Source organism: Candidatus Pseudomonas phytovorans (genome assembly GCA_029202525.1).
GTDB classification, from domain to species: domain Bacteria; phylum Pseudomonadota; class Gammaproteobacteria; order Pseudomonadales; family Pseudomonadaceae; genus Aquipseudomonas; species Aquipseudomonas phytovorans.
On record CP119325.1, the window covers coordinates 1,532,678 to 1,555,100 of the forward strand.

18 protein-coding genes are annotated in these 22,423 nt (G+C 61.9%); 6 read left to right on the forward strand and 12 right to left on the reverse strand.

Annotated elements, in window-relative coordinates; all coding sequences use genetic code 11:
- Nucleotides 1-6: 6 nt before the first annotated feature.
- The 10 genes from P0Y58_06775 to yaaA all read right to left on the reverse strand — a co-directional run bounded on the left by P0Y58_06775 (nt 7) and on the right by yaaA (nt 14,460).
- Nucleotides 7-1,464 carry an MBOAT family protein gene (locus P0Y58_06775; protein WEK31895.1) on the reverse strand — a complete coding sequence of 486 codons (1,458 nt, stop codon included), beginning with the start codon at nt 1,462-1,464 and terminating at the stop codon, nt 7-9.
- A gap of 185 nt (nt 1,465-1,649) precedes the next feature.
- A complete protein-coding gene (locus P0Y58_06780; GenBank protein WEK31896.1) occupies nt 1,650-2,753 on the reverse strand; it encodes a mannuronate-specific alginate lyase in 1,104 nt (367 codons plus the stop codon).
- Between the two features lie 7 nt (nt 2,754-2,760).
- Nucleotides 2,761-4,200 carry an alginate O-acetyltransferase gene (locus P0Y58_06785; GenBank protein WEK31897.1) on the reverse strand — a complete coding sequence of 480 codons (1,440 nt, stop codon included), beginning with the start codon at nt 4,198-4,200 and terminating at the stop codon, nt 2,761-2,763.
- A 13-nt stretch (nt 4,201-4,213) separates the two neighbouring features.
- Nucleotides 4,214-5,773, reverse strand: a complete 1,560-nt coding sequence (gene algG, locus P0Y58_06790) for a mannuronan 5-epimerase AlgG (GenBank protein ID WEK31898.1) — start codon at nt 5,771-5,773, stop codon at nt 4,214-4,216.
- Between the two features lie 22 nt (nt 5,774-5,795).
- Nucleotides 5,796-7,274 (reverse strand): alginate export family protein, encoded by a 1,479-nt coding sequence (locus P0Y58_06795; GenBank protein WEK31899.1) that lies wholly within the window; start codon nt 7,272-7,274, stop codon nt 5,796-5,798.
- On the reverse strand, nt 7,271-8,698 hold the full coding sequence (gene algK / locus P0Y58_06800) for an alginate biosynthesis TPR repeat lipoprotein AlgK (GenBank protein WEK31900.1): 1,428 nt from the start codon (nt 8,696-8,698) through the stop codon (nt 7,271-7,273). The genes P0Y58_06795 and algK overlap by 4 nt, the downstream gene beginning before the upstream one ends.
- Before the next feature lie 12 nt (nt 8,699-8,710).
- Nucleotides 8,711-9,877 carry an alginate biosynthesis protein Alg44 gene (locus P0Y58_06805; protein WEK31901.1) on the reverse strand — a complete coding sequence of 389 codons (1,167 nt, stop codon included), beginning with the start codon at nt 9,875-9,877 and terminating at the stop codon, nt 8,711-8,713.
- A 37-nt stretch (nt 9,878-9,914) separates the two neighbouring features.
- A complete protein-coding gene (locus tag P0Y58_06810; GenBank protein WEK31902.1) occupies nt 9,915-11,396 on the reverse strand; it encodes a glycosyltransferase family 2 protein in 1,482 nt (493 codons plus the stop codon).
- Between the two features lie 72 nt (nt 11,397-11,468).
- Nucleotides 11,469-12,785 carry a UDP-glucose/GDP-mannose dehydrogenase family protein gene (locus P0Y58_06815; protein ID WEK31903.1) on the reverse strand — a complete coding sequence of 439 codons (1,317 nt, stop codon included), beginning with the start codon at nt 12,783-12,785 and terminating at the stop codon, nt 11,469-11,471.
- An 895-nt stretch (nt 12,786-13,680) separates the two neighbouring features.
- Entirely contained in the window at nt 13,681-14,460 is a 780-nt protein-coding gene (gene yaaA / locus P0Y58_06820) for a peroxide stress protein YaaA (protein WEK31904.1), read from the reverse strand.
- Between the two features lie 137 nt (nt 14,461-14,597).
- On the opposite strand from yaaA, the gene P0Y58_06825 reads away from it, so the two are divergent.
- From P0Y58_06825 to moaE, 5 genes are all read left to right on the forward strand, one after another.
- Entirely contained in the window at nt 14,598-15,725 is a 1,128-nt protein-coding gene (locus tag P0Y58_06825) for a polysaccharide deacetylase family protein (GenBank protein WEK31905.1), read from the forward strand.
- Nucleotides 15,726-16,007: 282 nt separating this feature from the next.
- Complete coding sequence (locus tag P0Y58_06830; protein ID WEK31906.1) at nt 16,008-17,402, forward strand: PhoH family protein; 1,395 nt, start codon at nt 16,008-16,010, stop codon at nt 17,400-17,402.
- A gap of 108 nt (nt 17,403-17,510) precedes the next feature.
- Entirely contained in the window at nt 17,511-17,981 is a 471-nt protein-coding gene (gene moaC / locus P0Y58_06835) for a cyclic pyranopterin monophosphate synthase MoaC (GenBank protein WEK31907.1), read from the forward strand.
- Nucleotides 17,981-18,226: a molybdopterin converting factor subunit 1 gene (gene moaD, locus P0Y58_06840; protein ID WEK33285.1), complete on the forward strand. Its 246-nt coding sequence runs from the start codon at nt 17,981-17,983 to the stop codon at nt 18,224-18,226. Before moaC ends, moaD begins: the two co-directional genes overlap by 1 nt.
- A 2-nt stretch (nt 18,227-18,228) precedes the next feature.
- On the forward strand, nt 18,229-18,675 hold the full coding sequence (gene moaE / locus P0Y58_06845; protein WEK31908.1) for a molybdopterin synthase catalytic subunit MoaE: 447 nt from the start codon (nt 18,229-18,231) through the stop codon (nt 18,673-18,675).
- A 110-nt stretch (nt 18,676-18,785) separates the two neighbouring features.
- Here moaE and rhlB read toward each other — a convergent pair whose 3' ends face one another.
- Entirely contained in the window at nt 18,786-20,249 is a 1,464-nt protein-coding gene (gene rhlB / locus P0Y58_06850; GenBank protein ID WEK31909.1) for an ATP-dependent RNA helicase RhlB, read from the reverse strand.
- A gap of 100 nt (nt 20,250-20,349) precedes the next feature.
- On the reverse strand, nt 20,350-21,006 hold the full coding sequence (locus P0Y58_06855) for an alpha/beta fold hydrolase (GenBank protein WEK31910.1): 657 nt from the start codon (nt 21,004-21,006) through the stop codon (nt 20,350-20,352).
- Between the two features lie 331 nt (nt 21,007-21,337).
- On the opposite strand from P0Y58_06855, the gene P0Y58_06860 reads away from it, so the two are divergent.
- Nucleotides 21,338-22,366 (forward strand): amino acid ABC transporter substrate-binding protein, encoded by a 1,029-nt coding sequence (locus tag P0Y58_06860; protein WEK31911.1) that lies wholly within the window; start codon nt 21,338-21,340, stop codon nt 22,364-22,366.
- Nucleotides 22,367-22,423: the final 57 nt, after the last annotated feature.

Here is a 22,423-nt window from a genome sequence, read left to right on the forward strand (position 1 = left end):
TCGGCCTCAGAACTGGAAGTACAGGAACGGCGAGTAGCTCTGCGCCGAAAGCTTGAGGATCGAGGCCACGAACAGCAGCAGCACCAGGGCGCGGGTCATCACCCGGGCCCAGCCCAGGCCGATCGAACCGTCGTTGTTGACCTGTACCGGCATGGCCTTGGGCGTTGGCTTTGCATTGCGGTAGAAGTCGCGCAGGCCGAAGAACGCCAGGGTGATGTAGGCGACTACCAGGGTGGCCACTTGCAGGCCGGTGAGCTGGGTGCTGTTGAGTTCCGACAGCTGCCAGTCGCCGAAGCTGAACATGGCGCCGTACATACGGCCGGCCACGTGCAGGTTTTCGGCGCGGAAGATCACCCAGCCGACCACCACCAGCAGGAAGGTGAAGGCCCACTTCACCGGGTTGAAGCGTTGCGGGTTGGTGTCGATGCCCAGGGCACGTTCGATGGCCAGCCACATGCCGTGCCAGGCGCCCCAGATGATGTAGGTGAAGTTGGCGCCGTGCCAAAGGCCGCCCAGCAGCATGGTCAGGAACAGGTTGCGGTAGGTGTTGAAGGTGCCTTTGCGGTTACCGCCCAGGGTGATGTACAGGTAGTCGCGCAGCCAGGTCGACAGGCTGATGTGCCAGCGCCGCCAGAACTCGGTGATCGACTGGCTGATGTACGGCTGCTTGAAGTTCTCCATGAAGCGGAAGCCCATCATCAGGCCCAGGCCGATGGCCATGTCGCTGTAACCGGAAAAGTCGAAGTACAGCTGCGCGGTGTAGGCCAGTGCGCCGAGCCAGGCATCGCCAGTGGTCGGGTTCTGGAGGGCGAAGCAGTGGTCGGCCACCACCGCCAGGGTGTCGGCGATGAAGACTTTCTTGATGAAGCCCTGCATGAAGCGGGTGCAGCCTTCGGAGAACTTGTCCAGGGTATGGGTGCGGTTGTTGAACTGGTCGACCAGGTCCTTGAAGCGCAACACGGGGCCGGCGATCAGGTGCGGGAAGATCGCCACGAACGCCGCGAAGTCGATCAGGTTGCGGGTAGCCGGGGTGTCGCCGCGGTACACATCGATGATGTAACTGATCGACTCGAAGATGTAGAACGAGATACCGATTGGCAGCAGCACATGGGTGAGGATGAACGGCTCCAGGCCGAACGAACTGACGATGGCGTTGAGGCTGTCGACGCCGAAGTTGGCGTACTTGAAGTAGCCGAGGATTGCCAGGTCGACGCCCACGCCCAGCAGCAGCCAGCGCTGCGCCGGCTTGGTGCGCACACCGGCGGCGCCGACTTTAAGGCCGATCCAGTAGTTCCACAGGGTGACGCCGGCGAACAGGGCGAGGAAGTCCACCCGCCACCAGGCGTAGAAGATGTAGCTGGCGACCAGCAGCAGCAGGTTGCGATAACGTTGCCCGCTCAGGTAGTACAGGCCGAGAAATATCGGCAAGAACAGGAACAGGAACACGTTGGACGAGAAGACCATCCCGGTTCTCCTAATTTGTTCACAGCATCCAGGGCACAGCGCCCCCCAAACCCCCCACAAAAATGTGGCGGGCTACCTAGATCCCTGTAGGAGCGGGCTTGTCCCGCGAAGGCGTCAGTGCGGACATCGCCTTTACCCTTTCGGGCCCATTCGCGGGGCAAGCCCGCTCCTACAAGGGTTTTGCGTTACTTTTTCGGTTCTGCGCTCGGGTCGTAGACCCGGGTCAGGTTGCCGCCGAGGCGGAAGCTGTCGAACGGCTGCATGCCATGCTTGCGCTCCAGCGTGTCGCCGACGCACTGGTACAGCGCGCACCACGGCTCAAGCCAGGCGTACTTGCTGTCGACCTTGAGGTCTTTCATGTCCTGCTTTTCACCCGCACGTTCAGCGAAGTGACGTGGATCGCGAGCGCCGGCCAGCACGCCTTCGCCCAGGCGCTGCAGGGCGAAGTTGTTTTCGCTGCGCAGGTCGACATTGTTGGCCTTGGCAAAACTGGCAATCATCGCCAGCGGCGGCAGGGCGTAGTTGTGATAGGCCAGCGCGCGTTGCTTGCGTTTGATTTCGTTAGGCAGGAAGCCCTGGTCGTCGATCTGGTTGGCGCCGACCTTGAATTCCTTGACCGCCCAGTCGAACAGGTCGTGGCGGTCGGTGGCCACGGCAGTGGCCATTACTGACCAGGCCGCCCAGTAGCTGTGGTTGTTTATTTTCGCCAGCGGCAGGTTGCTCCAGTCGCGCACGGTTTGCTCGGCCAGGCGGGCGAACCATTTTTCGATCAGCTCGGCCTCGGCCTGGTGCGCGGCCAGCGGCTGCGAGTTGGAAAACTTCAAGCGCAGCCACGAGCCGCTCATGCTGCCCAGCGCCCATTTGCGCATCGACTTGCCGGTGTGGTTGTAGTTGGTGGACAGCAGTGCATCGGCGCGCGCCCAGGTGCCCAGCCAGGCGAGGGTGCAGTCGAGCTGCGCCGGGCGGCCGTCACGCATGTACTGGTTGACCATCTTGGCCACACCACGCTCAAGGGTGGTGATGTCCTTGGTGGAGTCGCGGAAGGCCTGTTCGGAGTCCAGGTTCAGGGTTGCGCGAGCCTGGTCCGAGCCTTCGTACTTGCTGCGAAACTGCAGCGCGCCGGTATACGGTTTGGGCGCCGACTCGCAGCGGAAATTGCCGTCGCTGGTCTTTAGCTTTTCGATCCCTTCGTAATAACCCTGGGGGGGTACCAGCGCAGCTTGCGCGGCACCCCCGAACAGGGCCAGTGCGAGCAGGGCAGGGCGGAAGATTCGCTTGAACGTGGTCATGATCGCCTCACTGGCCGGCCTGCGCGGTTTGCGCAGGCACGGCGAAGTTGTTGCGTTTGCAGAGTTTGGCCTCAACCTTCTGGGTGCCTTTTTCCGGCCCCTGAATCTCGAATGCCAGCAGGCTCTGGCTGGCCCAGTCCTCGTCTTCGCGCATCTGGAAGACAAAGCGGCCGTCGGTGTCGGAGGTTTCCGGTTTTTCCAGCTTGATGTCCTCGTGGCGGCCATTGAGGTACCACAGGGTGGCTTGTAACACCTTCACCGACGGGTCCTCGAACTTGACGTCCATCTGCAGGTTGCGGTTGATCAGGTCTTTGATCACGCCGCCCTTGCCGTTGACCATCAGCTCGTTCTTGCCGGGCTTGAGGGTGGTGTTGGCGCTCATCAGGGCCGGGCGGTCGTCGCAGCCGTCGTCGAGCAGGCCAAGGATTTGCCGCCAGATGGTTTCCTGGTCCAGGCGGTACAGCGGGGAGAATTCCCACACCAGGATCTTCGGCGGGTGCTTCTGGAATTCTTCGCTGCCCAGGTACTGGATCATCGAACCTTCCAGGCCACCGCCAGGGAAGGCGACGTTGAGCACGTCGGCGCCGATGTACTGTTCGAGGAAGCCCGAGAAGTTGTAGTTCTTGCCGCTGTGGCTGGTGCCGACCAGGGTGATCTGCGCGTTGCCGCCGTCACCGAACAGGTCGTCGCCGCCGCTTGAGCCTTTCGGTTCGGTGGCGAACTGGTCCATGTACTGGACCGCGTAGCTGGTGCCGCACAGTTGACCGGCAACGTTATGCAGGGTGCCGGTCTTGCCCATACGCCCGGATTTCTTCGTCTCGAATTCCTTGCGCGGGATGCCTTCGAAGGCCGGCATCTTGTGCACGGTGTCGGCCACGATTTTTGCTGCGCGCTCGGCACCATACGGCGTCCAGTGCTGGTCGCCACGGAAGTAGAAGTCCTTGCCCTGGTCGGCGGCGGCCAGTTGCTCGTTGGTCAGCGGCGACAGGTCGGGCACGTTGTAGCCCATGCCGGCGAAACGCTTGAGCATGGCCTGGTAGTTGCCCAAGGCTTTCTGGTAGTCGAAGGCGGCTTTCTCGGCCGGGTTGAGCATGTTGCGGTTCACCAGGCCACGGGTCGGCTGGTACACCACCACCAGCTCCACGCCGCGCTTCTTGAACGCGTCATGCACCTGCTGCAGGCGCTTGTAGCCGGCCGGGGTGGTGTTGAACTCGGTGCGCAGGTCTTCGCGGGTACGGAACAGCCAGTCACCGTGGGCCTGCACCAGCGTGGTGAAGTTCTGCTGGTAACGGGTGGTGTAGCGGCTGGCGTCGTGCGCCTCGGGGCACAGCTGGCAGCAAGGTTCGGCGCTGAAGACAGGGGCCTTCACTTCGTCGGCGCGCACGCCTTGGCTGATCGCCAGAAGGGCAGCGGACAGGCCCAGCAGTTTCATCAGGTGTGGGGTCATGGTCTGGGCTTCCTTAATCGATCATTTCGGTCTGGCGTTCGACCGGGTCGATCAGCACAGCCTTTTGCTGGCGCACCAGCAGGTCGAGGATTTCGTCCTGGCGCTCACCGAGGATGCCGTTCAGGCTGATGCCGCTGGCCTTGCGCGGGGCGAGCATCGACACCTTGTACAGCTCGACCGACAGCGGGGAGTCGATCGACAGCGGGCCGGAGCCGTTGGCCGCCAGCTCGCCACCGACCACGATCAGCGACACCTTGGTGTCGAACGGATCGAGGGCGATGTCGCGGTCTGTGTCGGACAGGTCTTTGATGTGGCCGTACACGCCGACCAGGCCGTTGGCCATGGCGACGTTTTCGTACAGCCGGATGTTCACGCTGTTACGCACACGGATGCCGTGGCGGCGGTTGTTGATCAGCTTGTTGCCCCAGATCAGGTTGTCGCCGCTTTCGTACAGGGTGATGCCGTCGGTGTGGTTGCGGTAGATCTGGTTGTAGGCGATCAGGTTGTTGACGCTGTTGCGGTCGATCACCACGCCCGAGAGCTTGTTGTCGTAGCTCTTGTTGTTGATGATCCAGCTGTCGTTGACCTCGCGTGAAACGATGATCCCGTGCTTCTTCTTGGTGCCGTACACCGTGTTGCCGGCGATGATCAGGCGGTGCGAACGGTCGTGCGGGTCGATGCCGTAGACGATGTTGTCGCGGTAGGTACTGTCCTTGACCACGAAGTCCTGGGTTTCGTAGCAGTAGAAGCCGTACCACATGTCACTGAATTCTGAGCCGATGATCCAGCCGGTGGGTTCTGCACGGCCCATGCGCTTGGCCATGTTCGGCGTGTACTGCGAAATGCTCACGCCATACGACTTGGACTTGGCATAGCCGAAGCTGGCCATCTTCGTGTTGACGATGTAGGTCTCGGTCCCGCCCCATGAAAGCAGGAACGGGCGGAACTCCTTGGGCGAGCGGAAGGTTGCCGGGCCGTTGTCTTTTTCGCGCCAGCCGGTCACCTGGGTATCGGTGACGAACAGCTTGCCGTCGTTGACCAGGAACGAACCGCCTTCCTGGGACAGGCGCAGTTGTTTGACCTTGCCGTCGATCTCAAGAATGCCCTTTTGCCCGACCACGATCGGCAGACGTGCCAGGTACACGCCGGGTTCGACTTCGCTGAAGTACTGCTTGGGTACCTTTTTGCTCAGTTCTACCAGGTCGACATGGCCGTCATCGACGAAGATCGCCTGCGGGATGCCGTGCTGGCGCTGCACCCACTCGGCGGCCTTGTTGTCGCCGCCGACGAATTCCTTGAGGGTGTCCTCCTGGAACATGCGGCGCAGGCTGACCTTGCCTTTGTGGCGGCGGTCGATCTTCTTCTGCACCGCTTCTGCGGTGAAACCGGTCAGGTCGGGCAGTTTTGGCGGGTCCATCTGCAGCGGCTCGATCGGTGCGCTGGCCACGGTGTAGGTCTTGGCCTGCTGCAGCCCCTTGGCGATCACCTGGGGTTCTGCGGCAGCGACCAGGCCGCTGGCCAGCAGCAAGGCGCTGGCCAACAGGCTGTGACGCAAATGCGGGTGAAGGTTCATAACGGTCATTCCCCTAGCGGCCTCAGAAGCGCCAGATCACATCGACAAAGGCACGGTGCATGTACGAGTCCGCTTCCTTGCCGTAGGCGTCGCCCGGCTTGAACACACCGGCACGCAGGCGCACCAGGGCAGACGGTTCGTCGATGGCCTGGCTCATCGAAGCCGGCAGCAGGCCTTGCTTGAAGTATTTGGTCACGACCACGTCCATTTCCTGGCCAAGGTCTTTTTCGCCGTCGACCAGCTGGCGGCTGATGCCGTTGTCGTTCACGGCGGCATTGATGCCGCTGGAGCCGATGTTCTGGTTGCCATCGACGCGCCAGAACTTGTGGTAGATCAGGCTGGCGTCGTAGTCGTCGCGCAGCTGCCAGGAGGCGAACAGGGTGGCGGCCTGCAGGTTGCCCAGCTCGCCACGGAACGCTTCACCGAAGCGGTGCACGCGTGAGCGGGTGCCGGTGAAGTTGGAGCGGTTACTCTCAAGGCCGGTCTGCTCGAAGTTGTTCGAACCGTCGTCGCCACCGCCGCCGCTGCCACGGGCGTAGGCCGCACCGACTTGCCATTGCGGGTCCAGGCGCAGGCGGATGCCAAGGTCGGTGGCCCAGGCGTTGACGTCGCCGCTCTGCTTGCCGGTGGCAACCTGTTCGTCGCCTACAGCCTGGCTGCTGAGGGTGTCGCGGTCTCCGGTCAGCCAGGTGACGCTGCCCCAGTAGTTGACGGTGTGATCGTTGCGCCAGTTGTAGGCGTCGCTGTTGGCTTCAAGGCCCAGCCAGGTCAGGTCGCCGGTGCGGGTCTTGTCCAGTGCGTCGACAGTTTCGCCGGGGTTTTTCAGGCCGCCGCTGTCATGGGTGTGGTGGGCGCGCACGCCGACCCAGTGGCCCGGGGTCCACTGCGTGGCAATGTTGCCGTAGAGGTGGGTACGGTCCTTGTCTTCCGGGGCCAGCTCGGTGAGGTCGGTGCGGTATTCGCTGAAGCGCTGGGCCACGCCCAGGTCCGCCTTGAGCAGAGTGGTGTCGAAGGTCCAGTTCAGCGCCTCGATGTTGGTGTCGCGCCACATGCCGTCGTCGTTGCGCAGGCGTTGGCGACCCAGGCGCAGTTCCTCGCCCGGGTAGGCGGTGAGGCCGCTGTAGCCGACCCAGAACTCGCGCATGGCCAGGTAGTTTTTCTCGGGCGTGCGGCCGTGCTCGCTGGTGTCGGTGCTGGTGCCGTCGTCGTTCTGGCGCAGGGTGTCGGTTTCGATGGTGTCAGTGGCCCCGACTGCCTGGCCCATGGCGTAGGCGCTCCAGTCGCCACGCTTACCGTACACCCAGGGGCGCAGGTCCAGGCCCAGGCCGTTGACGTCGCCGCCGGGGCGGGTACCCAGGTCACGGTCGTCTTCCGACTGGCCGGTGATTTTCACGTCCAGGCCGAAGTTTTTCTCGGCGGTCATTTCCGCCAGGGTCGGGCAGGACCACAGCAGGGCGAAGCTCAGGCCGATGCCGGCTTTCACGAAGGGATTGAGCGTCATAGCGAGTCCTCACCGTCTACTTCTTTTTCGTCGTCCTGCAGGGCTTCGATGGCCAGGGTGCTGTTCGCGCCCTGGGCCATACTGCCGCGTGCACGCTTCTCCTGGCCCAGCAGCTGCTGGGCCTGGCTGCGCTGGTCAGGTGCCAGTTGCTGATCGAGTTGCTGCAGCAGTTCAGCCGACTGCGGCGTCGGGTTGGCCTGCGACAGCTGGGCGAACACCCAGGCGTTGCCGGGTTGCGGGCGAATGCCGTGGCCTTCGCTGAACAGCTGGGCCAGGGCATAGTCGGCGCTGTTCTGCCCGCCACGGGCGGCGACCAGCAGGTGGTCGACGGCCTTTTGCGGCTCGACATTGCCCAGATAGCCGCGGCGGTACAGCTGGCCCAGGTAGTAATGGGCGCTGATCTCACCGGCGTCGGCGGCGGCTTGCAGGTGCTGCTCGGCTTTTCTGGCGTCGGCCGGCAGGGTTTTGCCTTCGTAGTACAGGCGGCCCAGCAGCAGTTCGGCACGAGGCTGTTCGGCTTCACGGCCCTTGTCGATGTAGGCCAGCAACTGGTCGGTGTCGCCCAGTTCAGGGAAGTCGTACAGCAGTTGTGCCAGGCTGACCCAGGATGCAGGGTTGGCCGGGGCTACCTGTTCCAGCAGGTCTTTGGCGGTTTTCTCGTCGGTCTGGCCGAGGCTGCGATCGGCCAGTACCCGGGCAACGCTGTCGACCCGGGTAGCTGGTACTGCGCCACGGGCGTAGGCGGATTTCAGCTGGGCGAGCAGAGCAGCTTGCTGGTCGGCCTGGCCGCGCTTCTGGTACACGGTGGCCAGTTCGACGTAGCAGATGTCGGTGCTGTTCAGCGCGGCCTTACAGATTTTTTCCACATCGTCCAGGTGCTGATCATAGGTGCCTTGGGTGCGGTACAGCAGCACCTGAGCCAGGCTGGCTTCAGGGTTGCCGGCCGCACGCCACTGGTCGATCTGCTGCTGCGCGTTGACCTTGGGGAAGCTCTGCGGATAGCTGAGATAGAGCATTGCCAACGGGATAAGGGTGTTGCTTTCGCCCTGTTTCGCGGCCTGCTTTAGCAGGGCTTCGGCTTCCTCACGTTCAGCCTGGGTGCTGTCGGGCTTGGCCACCAGCAGGCGGCCAAGGCGGGCCTGAGCACGCGGCGAGGTGGCGGCTGCGGCGCGGTAGGTGGCCTCGGCTTCCCTGATTTGCGACGGGTCGCGGGTCGCCACCTTGATGTCCGCCAGGCCCACTTGGGCCTCGCTGTAGCCCAGGTCGGCCAAGGCCTTGTAGTTGCGCTCGGCCAGTGCCGTGTCGCCGCGCTTCATGGCTTCGTTGGCCAGGCGCTGGTCAGGCAGGCCTGCACAGCCGGCCAAGGTGATGGCAGCCGCCAGGGCACACAGGCCCAGGCTTGCGCTCTTCTTGTAGGGAATCATGCTGTGATCCTCTTACAGCCCACGGGCCACGGCTTTGTCGATCAGCCAGTTGAACGAAGGGCCACGGTCGCTGTTGACTGCTGCCGGGCGGCCGGCGAGTTCGGCGGGCATGCCACTGTCGGGCTTGATCTGCACGCGAATGTCGGAGGACAGATCTTCGCTGTTGAGGCTGGTGCTGCTGACGATCTGGCCGGTGCGCACTTCGTCTTCGCCGGCCACCTGGAAGTTGACCTGGGTACCTGGCTTGACCTCGTCGAACTGGCGGTAGCTGAAACGCGCTTCGACCATCGGTGTGGTGGTGCGCGGGATCAGCTGGAAGATCGCCTGGCCCTTGGCCGCGTACTGGCCGTCGTCCACCAACTGGCGGGCGACCACGCAATCGCAGGGGCTGGTGAGGGTGCCGGACAGCTGCTTGCCGAACAGCTCCTCGATCTTCGCCGGCTCCAGCTGCGCGTCGTCAAGGTTGCCCTTGAGCATGTCCAGCATGCTGGTGGTGAAGCTCGCCAGGGGTGCGCCCTTGGCGATCTGCCCACCGCTTTCGACCAGGCTGCTGACGGTGCCGTCGCGCGGCATGGTCACAGTGGTGGTGGGTACCGCGACCACACCGGCTTCGGCGTGGCTGACGAAGTACATGCCGTACAGCGACTTGGCGATAAAGCCGAAAGCGGCGACGCCGACCACAAATACGCCGAGGGTGACGGTGACCGCCTTGAGTCGGCCAAACGCGCTTAGCCCCGAACCCCCGTCCTTCTGCTTGCGTGCCTTGGTGAAGTTGTCGCGCTGCAAGGTGCTGAGCACATCGCCGATGCTGATCAACTCACCGGACAGGTGGCTGGTGATGATGTGCCGCAGCGTGGCGATGTCGCGGGGTTCAAGGTTCTGGAACTGCGCGCCGGTGCGGCCGTTGCCCGGGTTGTAGGAGCGCACCTGGAACTCGATGTCGATCGACAGGCCCAGGTTGTCGACCACGAACTGCAAGCGCCCGCGCAGTACATCCCCAACAGACAGTGGCTGCTTGGTGTGGAAGCTCAGGCCACCGGCGGAAAGGTCGTCGACCTTCACTTCGTGGGTTTGGCGCTGGGCGTCCAGGAAACGCAGCTTGGCGGGAATGCGCACCCGGGCGTGTTGGCGCTGGGCTTCGGACTCATGCACGACATTGACGTTCACGGCGGTATTCATGGTGGTTTGTTCCTGTTAGATCCGATCCGGGTTGGGCTCACACGACCATGAACAGCACAGCAACGAAGATGCTGGCAGCCGAGAAGGTCATGGTCCGCGAGGACCAGGTGTTGAACCATTGTTGAAAGCTGGCGAGGTCACGCTTGAGGGCAGTGGGCTGACGCGTCCACGACTGCTTGTCGAGGCGGAAGAACACGTAGATCTTCATCAGCGCGCCGATGATCTGGTTGTAATAGAGAATCAGCGGGTAGGCCGGGCCTACGTTGTGGCCGGAGCACAGCAGCATGATGGTGAGGATCAGGCGGGTGATGCCGATCCACAGCAGGTACACCAGCAGGAATGCGAGGCCGAACTTGAGGCTGGCGATCACCGCCACGGTCAGCCCCAGCAGGCTGGTCCACATCGACACGCGCTGGTCGAACAGGACGATGCTGGTGAACAGGCCCAGGCGGCCCAGGCCAAGGCCCAGCGCACGGGAGTTCTGCCGCAGGTTGTTGCCGTACCAGCGGTACATCAGCTTGCGGCTGGCCTTGAAGAAGCTCTTCTCCGGTGGGTGTTCGACCGTGTTGATGGCAGCGTCCGGCACGTAGAAGGTGTCGTAGCCCAGGCGCATCAGGCTGAACCAGCTGGACTTGTCGTCACCGGTAAGGAACTTGAAGCGGCCCAGGCGCCAGTGCATCAGCGAGTCACTTTCGACGTCGGCGATGAACTCGGGGTTGGTCACTACGCTGGCGCGGAACATCGACATGCGCCCGGTCATGGTCAGCACGCGCTTGGACAGGGCCATCGAGCACATGTTGATGTGGCGCTGGGCGAAGCGCAGCTTGTGCCACTCGCTCATGATGTAGCCGCCGCGCACTTCGCAGAACTCGTTGGTGGTCAGGCCACCCACGTTGGGGAACAGCTTGAACCACGGCACGGTCTTGCGTACCACGCCATCGGCCAGCACGGTGTCGCCGTCAATCACGGCCACCACGGCATTTTCGTCCGGCAGCATGCGCGAGATGGCGCGGAAACCGTAGGCCAGGCCATCGCGTTTGCCGGTGCCGGCGATACGCACGATGTCCAGCTTCACATGGGCTGGCGGGTTGTACTTGGCCCACAGGCTCTTCACCAGCAGTTCATCGGACATTTCCACCAGCGAGCAGACCACGGTGGTGGGGAAGCCGCAGGTGATCGCCTCGCGGATCACCGAGCTGTACACCTGGGCGGTGGTCAGGGCTTCGATACGGAAGCTGGTGACCATCAGGTAGACATGCGACGGGTCGGTCGCGTCGCCCATTTTTTGCACCTTGCGGCGCAGATACGGGTACACGCCGTAGAGGAAGATCATGCCGCGGATGAAATGGGTGGCGCCCATGGAGTAGCGCCAGATGCCGACTGCGCCGACCAGGAAGATGAAGTGCTTCGATTGCGAGTCGAAGATATCGGCTGGCAGGGCCAGGGCGATCAACATGAGCAGGCTCATGTAGAGCAGCCACCCGGCGCCCTGCAACAGCACGGTCTGGAGCCTTTGCATGTTCAGCATCCGTCGAGAATTCGGGAAAGGGTGGGCAGCGACAGGGGAGGCTGTGGCTGCCCGGCCGGGCACTTACCAGCAGATGCCTTCGGTGCGGCTGGTGGAGCTGGTCGGTTTGCTCATGAAGCCGACCAGGTCGATGACCTGCTTGCCGGCTGGCGCATGCTGGGCCAGCGCGCGGAACTGCTCGTCACGGTTGCCAAGGACGATGATGTCGGCGTTGTCGATCACCTGCTGGAAGTTGGCGTTGAGCAGCGACGACACGTGCGGGATCTTCGACTCGATGTAGTCCTTGTTGGCCCCGTGCACACGGGCGTACTGAACGTTCTCGTCGTAGATGTCCAGCTGGTAGCCCTTGCCGATAAGGCGCTCGGCCAGCTCCACCAGTGGGCTTTCGCGCAGGTCGTCGGTACCGGCCTTGAAGCTCAGGCCCAGCAGGGCGACCTTGCGCTTGTCGTGGGCTTCGATCAGCTCGAAGGCGTTCTGCACCTGCGATTCGTTGCTGCGCATCAGCGAGTCGAGCAGCGGTGCGCGCACGTCGAGGCTGGCGGCACGGTAGGTGAGGGCGCGCACGTCCTTGGGCAGGCACGAGCCGCCGAAGGCAAAGCCTGGGCGCATGTAGTACTGCGACAGGTTCAGTACCGTGTCCTGGCAGACCACGTCCATCACTTCGCGGCCATCAACGCCTACCGCTTTGGCAATGTTGCCGATTTCGTTGGCGAAGGTGACCTTGGTGGCGTGCCACACGTTGCAGGTGTACTTGATCATCTCGGCCACTTCGATCGGCTTGCGGATGACCGGGGCGTCGAGCTCTTCGTACAGGGCTTGCAGGATGTCGCCGCTGGCGCTGTCCAGTTCGCCGATGACGGTCATCGGTGGCTGGTCGTAGTCTTTGATCGCGGTGCTTTCACGCAGGAATTCCGGGTTGACCGCAACACCGAAGTCGACGCCGGCCTTTTTGCCCGAGCAGTCTTCGAGAATCGGGATGACCACGTTCTTGACGGTGCCTGGCAGCACGGTGCTGCGTACCACGATGGTGTGGCGGCGGGTGGTGTCACGCAGCACGTAGCCGATTTCGCGGCACACCGACTCAATGTACTCCAGGCCCAGGTCGCCGTTTTTCTTGCTGGGCGTACCCACGCAGATCATCGACACATCGCTGGCCCGGATGGCTTCGGCAAAGTCGGTAGTACCGCGCAGGCGGCCATTGGCGATGCCCTGTTGCAGCAGTGCTTCCAGGCCAGGTTCAACGATGGGCGATTTGCCCTGGTTGATCAGGTCGATCTTGGTGCTGGACACGTCCACACCAATCACTTCATGGCCACGCGCCGTCAGGCAGCCTGCACAGACTGCACCCACATAACCCAAACCGAAAATACTGATACGCATCGCTGTCACCTCATGTGTGTTGATCACGCCGGCTCCTCCGGGAAGAGCACGGCCGGGTTGATTAACAACAGTTTTAGGGCGCACGGATCCATGGCGAATGCACACTTCGCCGAGCGCAGGCAAAATAAGTTCGGAGCGCAAAAAGTTATGCGCTCAAAGTTGGCAGTAAAAAGCCATCTATTAAAAAACGTGCCCTGAAATGCAGCCGTCTTTATTGCAAAGCGCTACTTGGCGCGTTGCTGTGCTTGTTCTTTCAAGTGTAAAAATCCTTTGAAATCAACCACTAGGACGAATTGTAAGGGCGCGTCTCTCCTGCGTGGACAGGGTTTACGGGGGGGGCCGCCATACCTGTCGAAGTTATCAAGGGGGTGATAGATATCTGCCCTTGTCATCTGTAAGTCATCTCTCACAGCCCGTGGGCAGGAAAATCGTTACGGCACTATGAGCGGTTGCTCGCAGTAGAAGTTCCTGAGCGGGTTTTGCCCGGATGAAAGATTTCTAAATATTTATTCAGTTGTAGACAGTTTCAATTTGATAGCACGCGGGGGTTTTACCCCTGTGTATCAAGGGTGAAACTGTTGCGAGATATTTTTATGCCAGTATCGGAAAATATTTTTCAAAAATCGTCAAAAAAGGTATGAGCGGTCTTATGGCGTTTGGGGAGAAACAGGTGAGTGATGGTTTTTTGGCGTCGGAATAATGACTTGGTGGCGCTTTGAATCTTGCCCCGTTGCAGGGCAGAAGGTAAGGAGGGACTGCTTTTTTGTGGGAGCGGCCTTGTGTCGCGAAAGGGCCGCAAAGCGGCCCCAGGATGTCAGCGCAGATGCACAGATTGAATGGGGCCGCTGCGCGGCCCTTTCGCGACACAAGGCCGCTCCCACAGGGCCTTGCAGGTTTACTCGGCGGGTTGGTCGCGCAGGAACACCAGGTGATCTGGCTTGGACTGCTCTGCACTGTAGTAGTAGCCCTGCACATCGAACTGCTTGAGCTGCTCCGGGTCGCTGATGCGTTGCTCGATGACGAAGCGGCTCATCATGCCGCGGGCTTTCTTGGCGTAGAAGCTGATGATCTTGTACTGGCCGTTTTTCCAGTCCTTGAAGTCGACGTTGATCACCCGAGCCTTCAGGGCGCTGCGTTTCACCGCACTGAAGTACTCGTTGCTGGCCAGGTTCAGCAGCACGTCATCGCCCTGTTCGGCCAGGGCCTGGTTCAGCCATTCGCTGATGCGGGTGCCCCAGAAGGCGTACAGGTCCTTGCCGCGGGCGTTGGCCAGCTTGGTGCCCATTTCGAGGCGGTAGGGTTGCATCAGGTCGAGCGGGCGCAGCAGGCCGTAAAGGCCCGAGAGCATGCGCAGATGGTCTTGCGCGTAGCTGAAGTCGTCTTCGCCCAGGCTCTCGGCGTCAAGGCCGGTGTACACGTCACCCTTGAACGCCAGCAGTGCCTGCTTGGCATTCGCCGGGGTGAAATCCGGGGTCCAGCTGCCGAAGCGCGCAGCATTCAGGCCGGCGAGCTTGTCGGACAGGTGCATCAGTTCGCTGATCTGCGCCGGCGACAGTTCGCGCAGCTGCTGGATCAGTGCCTGGGAGTCGTCCAGGTACTGGGGCAGGGTGAAACGCTCGGTCACAGGCGGGGTGTCGTAGTCGAGGGTCTTGGCGGGGGAAATCACCGTCAGCATCGGGTCGGCTCCTGGCATCGTTGGTCGGAGATTCTACGGGCTGGGCGGTGCAACGCCAAACTATGCCGACGATAGTCACAGACCATGGCCGAAGCAGGCGCTATAGTTCGCGTTTTGCCGTTGCGGAGCCTTCAACCGTGCGCATTGCCTTTACCTTGCTGGCCGTTTTGTTGAGCCTGGCCGTGCAAGCAGCCCCGTCACCCCCGGTCAGCCTCGACCGCAGCCTCTGGCCCGAGCAGTTGAACAGCCCGGCGCTGTTCGATGTGGCCTCGCGGGCAGAAATCCTCTCGTTCGCCCAAGTGCTGCACGAAAGCGAGCTACTCGATGATGCGGCGCTGGCGGCGCGGCTGGGCCTGCGACAGATCAACCTGCAGAAGGTGCGCCAGCTGCGGGCACGTATGTGGCAGCGGTTGTGGGAAGGTTATCAACAGGCGCAGCGCAGTTGCGAGCAGGATGCATCGTTCTGCTATCCAGTTACATCGATGGCGAATTTACGTACACAAGCGGTGACGTTCGCTACTGATGTCGGCACGTTTTATACCGGCTGGATCGAGCCGAGCCACCAGTTCCATGTGCGCTACCTGGATGAACAACTGCGCAAGGCCGCCTTGCTGCCACAGACCAGCAGCGAGGTCGAACGGCTGTCTTCGCGCGAGCGCAATGGTGACGAATTGAACGACCGCATGTTCCTGCTGACGTTCGTGGGCGGACCGGGGGCCGATGGCGCAAGCACCGATCAGTTGACCGATTATCTGCGCCGGCAAAAGCTCGAAGGCACATTCTTCGTGCTTGGCAACCGCCTGCAGCAACGCCGTGATGGCGGGGCATCGAATGCCTTGCGTGATTTATACGACGGGCAGTGCGTGGGTATCCAGGGCTGGGAATATCGCTCCCACGCGCAGTGGATCGACTGGCAGGACTCGTTGCGCCGCAGCCAGGCGCGGGTGCAGGCCGACCTGCCGCAGCAATATGTGCCGTTGTTCCGGCCACCCTATGGCCAGCGTCGGGCCGATGGCGAGGCATTCATGGCCAGCCAGCAGTTGCGGGTTTCGTTGTGGGATATCGATGCTGAGGATGATGGCGCGCTGAGTCCGGAGGCTTCTGCGCAGCGCGTGCTGACCCTGATGCTGCTGTGGCGCAAGGGGGTGATCCAGTTCCACGACAGCCTGCCCAAGGCGCAGCCAGCAGTGGAATGGTTGCTGCAAAATACCGCCCAGAGCGGCATTGGCTGGGAGGATTGTCGGGAATATGGATATAGCGAATAGAGGGTATGACTTCTGACTGTAGTCCCGTCTGGGGCCGCCGCCAAGGCCTCTTGGTCAATCGGAAAAATAAACTTCAAAAATGCGTAAAAATGCTTTTTCCGGTCATGGTTTTTGCGGTATGAAGAAACCAGACAGCCGATTCCTGCAGCACAGGTGGCGTCATCCAGCCCACCTTGCAAGGTTCGCTTCCCGCCCGTAGCAACGCGGATACGGGGAGAACGGCAGTCACTCTGCGGCGCACTAGAGAGCGTGCCGTGTGGCTTCGACATAAGGTGACCGAGTATGGATGACCAAGGACGCAACCCTTCCTCCAGCAAGCCAATCCTGTATGTGCTCGATACCAACGTCCTGATTCACGACCCCAACGCGTTACTGAACTTCGAGGAGCACCATGTCGCCATCCCGATGACGGTGCTGGAGGAACTCGACAAGCTCAAGACCGGCAAACAGACCATCGCCGCCGAATGCCGCCAGGCCATCCGCCTGATCGACCAGACCCTGGGTGACGCATCGCCCAGTGATGTCGAGCAGGGCGTACCGATCCAGCGTGGCAAGAGCGGGCCCAAGGGCTTCCTGTCCATCCTGATGACCCCGCGCAACGAGCCGAACAAGCTGCTGCCGGAAACCCTCAACGACAACATCATCATCAACCAGCTGTTCGAAGTCCGGGCACGGCGCACCGACCTGGACGTAGTGCTGGTTACCAAAGACATCAACATGCGCCTGAAAGCGCGTGCCTGTGGCATTGCCGCCGAAGACTACAGCACCGACCAGTTGGTCGATGACGTGTCGTTGCTGTCCAAAGGTTACCACTCGGTAACGGGTTCGTTCTGGGACCGCGTCAGCAAGGTCGATACCCGCCAGGAGCGCGGCCGCACCTGGCATCGGGTGCAGATGATCGACAACCTGCCGGCTGTTCACGTCAACGAGTTCATAATCGATGAGCAAGGCTTCGTCGGCTGGATCAAAGGTATCCGCAACGATGAGCTGCTATTGCTCGATTTGCACCAGGAGCCCCTTTTGCACCAGGAGGCATGGGGGCTGAAACCGCGCGACATCCATCAGAGCCTGGCCCTGTTTGCCCTGCTCGACCCGGATATCCACCTGGTCAACCTGACCGGCCCAGCGGGTTCGGGCAAGACCATCCTGGCACTGGCTGCGGCCATCGAGCAGACCATGGTCAGCAAGCGCTACCGGCGCATCATCGCCACCCGCAGCGTGCAGGGGCTGGACCAGGAGATCGGCTTCCTGCCGGGTACCGAAGCGGAGAAGATGGAGCCCTGGCTGGGTGCGATTACCGACAACCTTGAAGCCTTGCACATGGATGATGAAAGCACTCATGGCAGCGTCGAGTACATCCTTGAGCGCGTGCCGTTGCAGTTCAAGTCGCTCAACTACATTCGCGGTCGCAGCTTCCAGCAAAGCCTGATCCTGATTGACGAGTGCCAGAACCTGACCCCGCACCAGATCAAAACCATCATCACCCGGGCCGGTTCAGGCTCCAAGGTGGTCTGCCTGGGTAACCTGGCGCAGATCGACACCCCCTACCTGTCCGCGACCAGCTCGGGCCTGACCTACCTGACCGAGCGCTTCAAGGACTTCCCTCACGGTGTGCACCTGACGCTGCAAGGTGTGCCACGGTCGGTGCTGGCCGAGTACGCCGAGTCGCACTTGTAAAGCCATACAGCCGGGCAGGCCACTGCCCGGCCTCTTCGCTGGCACATACCCCTGCTCAAACCTGACCCACAGGTTTACACTGCGAACTCCCTTCACAGGAGCAGAGCAGTGCTGACACATCTTGATTCCCAGGGGCGGGCCAACATGGTCGACGTCACTGAAAAGGCCGTGACCGAGCGCGAGGCCACCGCCGAGGCGCGGGTGCGGATGTTGCCGCAGACCTTGCAGATGATCGTCGACGGCGAGCATCCCAAGGGCGATGTGTTCGCCGTGGCGCGCATTGCCGGGATCCAGGCGGCGAAGAAGACCAGCGACCTGATCCCGCTGTGCCACCCGCTGATGCTGACCAGCGTCAAAGTCGAGCTCAGCGCTGAGGGCGAGGACGCCGTGCGTATCGTCGCCCGCTGCAAACTGGCCGGGCAGACCGGTGTTGAGATGGAAGCGCTGACCGCTGCCAGCGTTGCTGCGCTGACGATCTACGACATGTGCAAGGCTGTGGATAAAGGCATGGTGATTGAACAGGTGCGCCTGTTGGAGAAAGTCGGCGGCAAGAGTGGCCACTACAAGGTGCAGGCGTGATGAAGATCAAGGTGATGTACTTCGCCCGTTACCGCGAGCGGCTGGGCGTGGATGCCGAGCGTGTGGAGGGTGAGTTCAAGGTTGTCGAGGATGTGCGCCAGGCATTGCTGGGCAAGGGCGGGCAGTATGAACTGCTGGCCGAGCAGAACCTGATGTGCGCGCGCAACGAAGAGTTGTGCAAGCTCGATGAGCCGTTGGAAGAGGGTGATGAAGTGGCGTTCTTCCCTCCGGTGACCGGAGGCTGAACATGGCAGTGCGAGTGCAGGAAGGCGCGTTCGACCCGGGGGCCGAGGTCAACGCCATGCATGCGGCCAATGTTGGCGTGGGCGCGGTGGTCGGGTTTGTCGGCTATGTGCGTGACTTCAACGATGGCCGGGAGGTGGCGGGGATGTTCCTTGAGCACTACCCCGGCATGACCGAAAAGGCCTTGGCCAAGATCGTGGTCGAGGCTGAGCAGCGTTGGCCGTTGCTGAAAGTGGAAGTGTTACACCGCATCGGTGCGCTGGAGCCGGGCGAGCCGATCGTGTTTGTCGGTGTGGCCAGTGCCCATCGGCAGGCGGCGTTCGATGCCTGCAACTTCATCATGGACTACCTGAAGACCCGGGCGCCGTTCTGGAAGAAGGAGAATACCCAGGAAGGGCCTAGGTGGGTGGAAGGGAAGCAGAGTGACCAGGATGCGGCGGGGCGCTGGTAGGCTTTTTGTGAATGGCCGGGGCGTTGCCCCGGTTCGCGGATGAATCCGCTCCTACAGGTTCAGCGCGGTTCCTGTAGGAGCGGATTCATCCGCGATGAAGGCACCACCGATCAATGATGCTTGCGCGGCACCGGCTTGAGCAGCTCTTCTGGCGGCATTTCGCACTTGATCTTGCGCCCCAACAACGCTTCGATACCTGGCAGCTGGTAGGAGTCATCCTCACCGGCAAAGCTGATCGAAACACCTTCAGCGCCCGCCCGGCCGGTGCGGCCGATACGGTGCACGTAGTCGTCGGGGTCTTCTGGCAGGGTGAAGTTGATCACGTGGCTGATGCCATCGATATGAATGCCACGCCCTGCCACGTCAGTCGCCACCAGTACCGTGACTTTGCCTTCGCGGAAGTTTTCCAGGGTACGGATGCGCTTGTGCTGCGGCACGTCGCCCGACAGCTGGGCGGCATTGATGCCGTCTCGTACCAGTTTTTCCTCGATGCGCCGCACTTCGTCCTTGCGGTTGGCAAACACCATCACCCGTTCCCACTTGTTCTGGGTCACCAGGTTGTACAGCAGCTTGTACTTGTCGCTGCCGGCCACCGCATACACGTGTTGCTCGACCGTCTCGCTGGCCACGTTTTCCGGCTCGATCTCGACGATCGCCGGGTTGGTGGTCCACTGCTTGGCCAGGTTCATCACGTCTTCGGTGAAGGTGGCGGAGAACAGCAGGGTCTGGCGTTCGCTTTTCGGCGGCGTCTGGCGAATGATCTGGCGCACCTGCGGGATGAAACCCATGTCGAGCATGCGGTCGGCTTCGTCCAGCACCATCACCTCGACCATGTCCAGGTGCACTTCGCCGCGCTGGTTGAAGTCCAGCAGGCGGCCCGGGGTGGCTACCAGGATGTCGCAGTAGCGTGCTTCCAGGCCTTTGAGCTGCTTGTCGAAGTCCATGCCGCCGACGAAGCTCATCACGTTCAGGCCGGTGTACTTGGTCAGGGCGATGGCGTCATTGGCGATCTGCACCACGAGCTCGCGGGTGGGCGCGATGATCAGCGCGCGCGGTTCGCCCATGTAGCGTTCCTTGGGCGGTGGCGTCTGCTGCAGCTGGGAAATGATCGAAACCAGGAACGCTGCAGTCTTGCCAGTGCCGGTCTGAGCCCGGCCGATGGCGTCCTGGCCACGCAGGGTGTAACCCAGCACCTGCGCCTGGATCGGCGTGCAGTACGGGAAGCCCAGGTCGTGGATGGCGTGCATCAGCTCGTTGGACAGCTTGAAGTCATGGAAGCGGGTTTTGCCTTCCTGCGGCTCGACCACGAAGTCTTCCGGCTTCCACAGGCTGGCCTGTGGCTTGGGCTTGCGCTCGCGACGAGGTTTGTCCTTGGCTGCTTTGTCGGCAGGTGGCGTAGCAGCAGCGGGTTGTTCAGCCTTGGGGGCGGGGTTGGCGCGCGGTACGGCCGGTTGTGCAGCGGGCTGAGCCTCGCTGGAGGGTGCGGGCGCTGGCGGCGTCACGCTGGCAGCAGGAGCGACGGCTGTTGGCGCGGCGTCTCCCTTGCCGAATATTTTCTTGAGTGCTTTGAGCACGATCGTCTCATCAACTGATTAAGGAATGTACGCCGGGCAGTGTAATGCAAGATCCGGGCTCGGCGTAGCGGAATACGCCCACAACTACAGCAGAGCCAGCCTATTGCAGCTGCTTGCTCAACCAGTCGTGGACGTCGTTCAGTTCTGCGACCACCACTTCGTGCTCCATCGGGTATTCGTGCCAGCGGGCGGCGACACCCCAGGTGTTCAGGTACTCGAAGGCGGTGCGGCCCATGGACGGGATCACCACCGGGTCGTGCACGCCATGAAGGCACAGGGCCGGGGTGCGTTGCTGGCAGGCGCTCAACTGGTGCTGGTCGTTGAAGGTGGGGGCGTAGGTGGACAGGGCGATCACCCCGCCCAGGGCTTCTTGCCACTTTATATAGGCCGTGTGCAGCACCACCGCACCACCCTGGGAGAAACCGGCCAGGAAAATTCGCGACAGGTTGATGCCTTTGGCCTGCTCGGCCTTGATCAGGGCCACCACTTGCTCGGCCGACTCTTCCAGCTGCGCTTCGTCAATGGCGCGGGCCGGGGTCATGGCCTTGATGTCATACCAGCTGGGCATGGCATAGCCGCCATTTATGGTGACGGGGCGGGTCGGGGCCTGCGGCATGATGAACCGGGTGCTGAGCAGGCGTTCCTGCATGAATTCGGCGACCGGTAGGAAGTCGTAACGGTCGGCACCCAAACCGTGCAACCAGATCACACAAGCGTCTGCGGTTTTCTGGGGTTCGAGGATCAGTGGGTTGGTCATGACTGCTCCGAAAGTGTGCGGGTCTTGTTATGGCATGCGTGAAAAGAAGGCGCTGGAAATGATTGTCGGAAAAAGAATGTCGCAACGATACAACTTTCCCTACTTGACGAGCGCTTAAACGCTACAGCCAGCAAATCTGGTACGCGCTTTGCAGTTCAACCTGTGATGCAAAGGGCAGGCCGCGACGGTAACACCCTTTGTAAGCGAAGGCTGTCATAGAACAGTCCATTGCGCCAATTGACCCAATAACAAGCCAACATGGGTCGGATGCGCCTCAAAAGGGTGCGGTGCAATTCCGGCTCGTACAACAAGAGCGATTTGGAGGTTGTGAATGAATGTGTTGAAAACCACCCTGGCAGTCCTGACCGCTGCCGCCGCACTGGGCGCCGTGAGCAATGCCCAGGCCGGCGCCACTCTCGATGCGGTAAAGAAGAAGGGCTTCGTCCAGTGTGGCGTGAGCGACGGTCTTCCGGGCTTCTCGGTACCTGATGCGCAAGGCAAGATCGTCGGTATCGACGCCGATGTCTGCCGCGCCGTGGCCGCCGCCGTGTTCGGCGACGCGACCAAGGTCAAGTTCAGCCAGCTCAACGCCAAGGAACGCTTCACCGCCCTGCAGTCGGGCGAGGTCGACGTGCTCTCGCGCAACACCACCTGGACCAGCTCGCGCGATGCCGGCATGGGCCTGGTGTTCGCAGGCGTCACCTACTACGACGGCGTTGGCTTCCTGGTCAACAACAAGTTAGGGGTAAAAAGTGCCAAGGAGCTTGATGGCGCGACCATCTGCATTCAGGCCGGTACCACCACCGAGCTGAACGTGTCGGACTACTTCCGCGCCAATAACCTGAAGTACACCCCGATCACCTTCGACACCTCTGACGAGAGCGCCAAGTCGCTGGAGTCGGGCCGTTGCGACGTGCTGACCTCGGACAAGTCGCAGCTGTTCGCCCAGCGTTCCAAACTGGCTGCGCCGACCGACTACGTGGTATTGCCGGAAACCATCTCCAAGGAGCCGCTGGGCCCGGTGGTGCGTAAAGGCGACGAAGAGTGGTTCAGCATCGTCAAGTGGACCCTGTTCGCCATGCTCAACGCCGAAGAGGCGGGCGTCACCTCGAAAAATGTCGAGGCCGAAGCCAAAGGCACCAAGAACCCGGACGTCGCCCGCCTGCTGGGTGCGGATGGTGAGTACGGCAAGGACCTCAAGCTGCCCAAAGACTGGGTAGTGCAAATCGTGAAGCAAGTCGGCAACTACGGCGAAGTGTTCGAGAAGAACCTGGGCCAGAGCACCGACCTGAAGATCGACCGTGGCATGAACGCCCTGTGGAACAACGGCGGCATCCAGTACGCGCCACCTGTGCGCTGATGGCTGCACCCTGCGGCGGCATTCCGCCGCCGCAGGCTGTTCGAATCCCTACTGTCC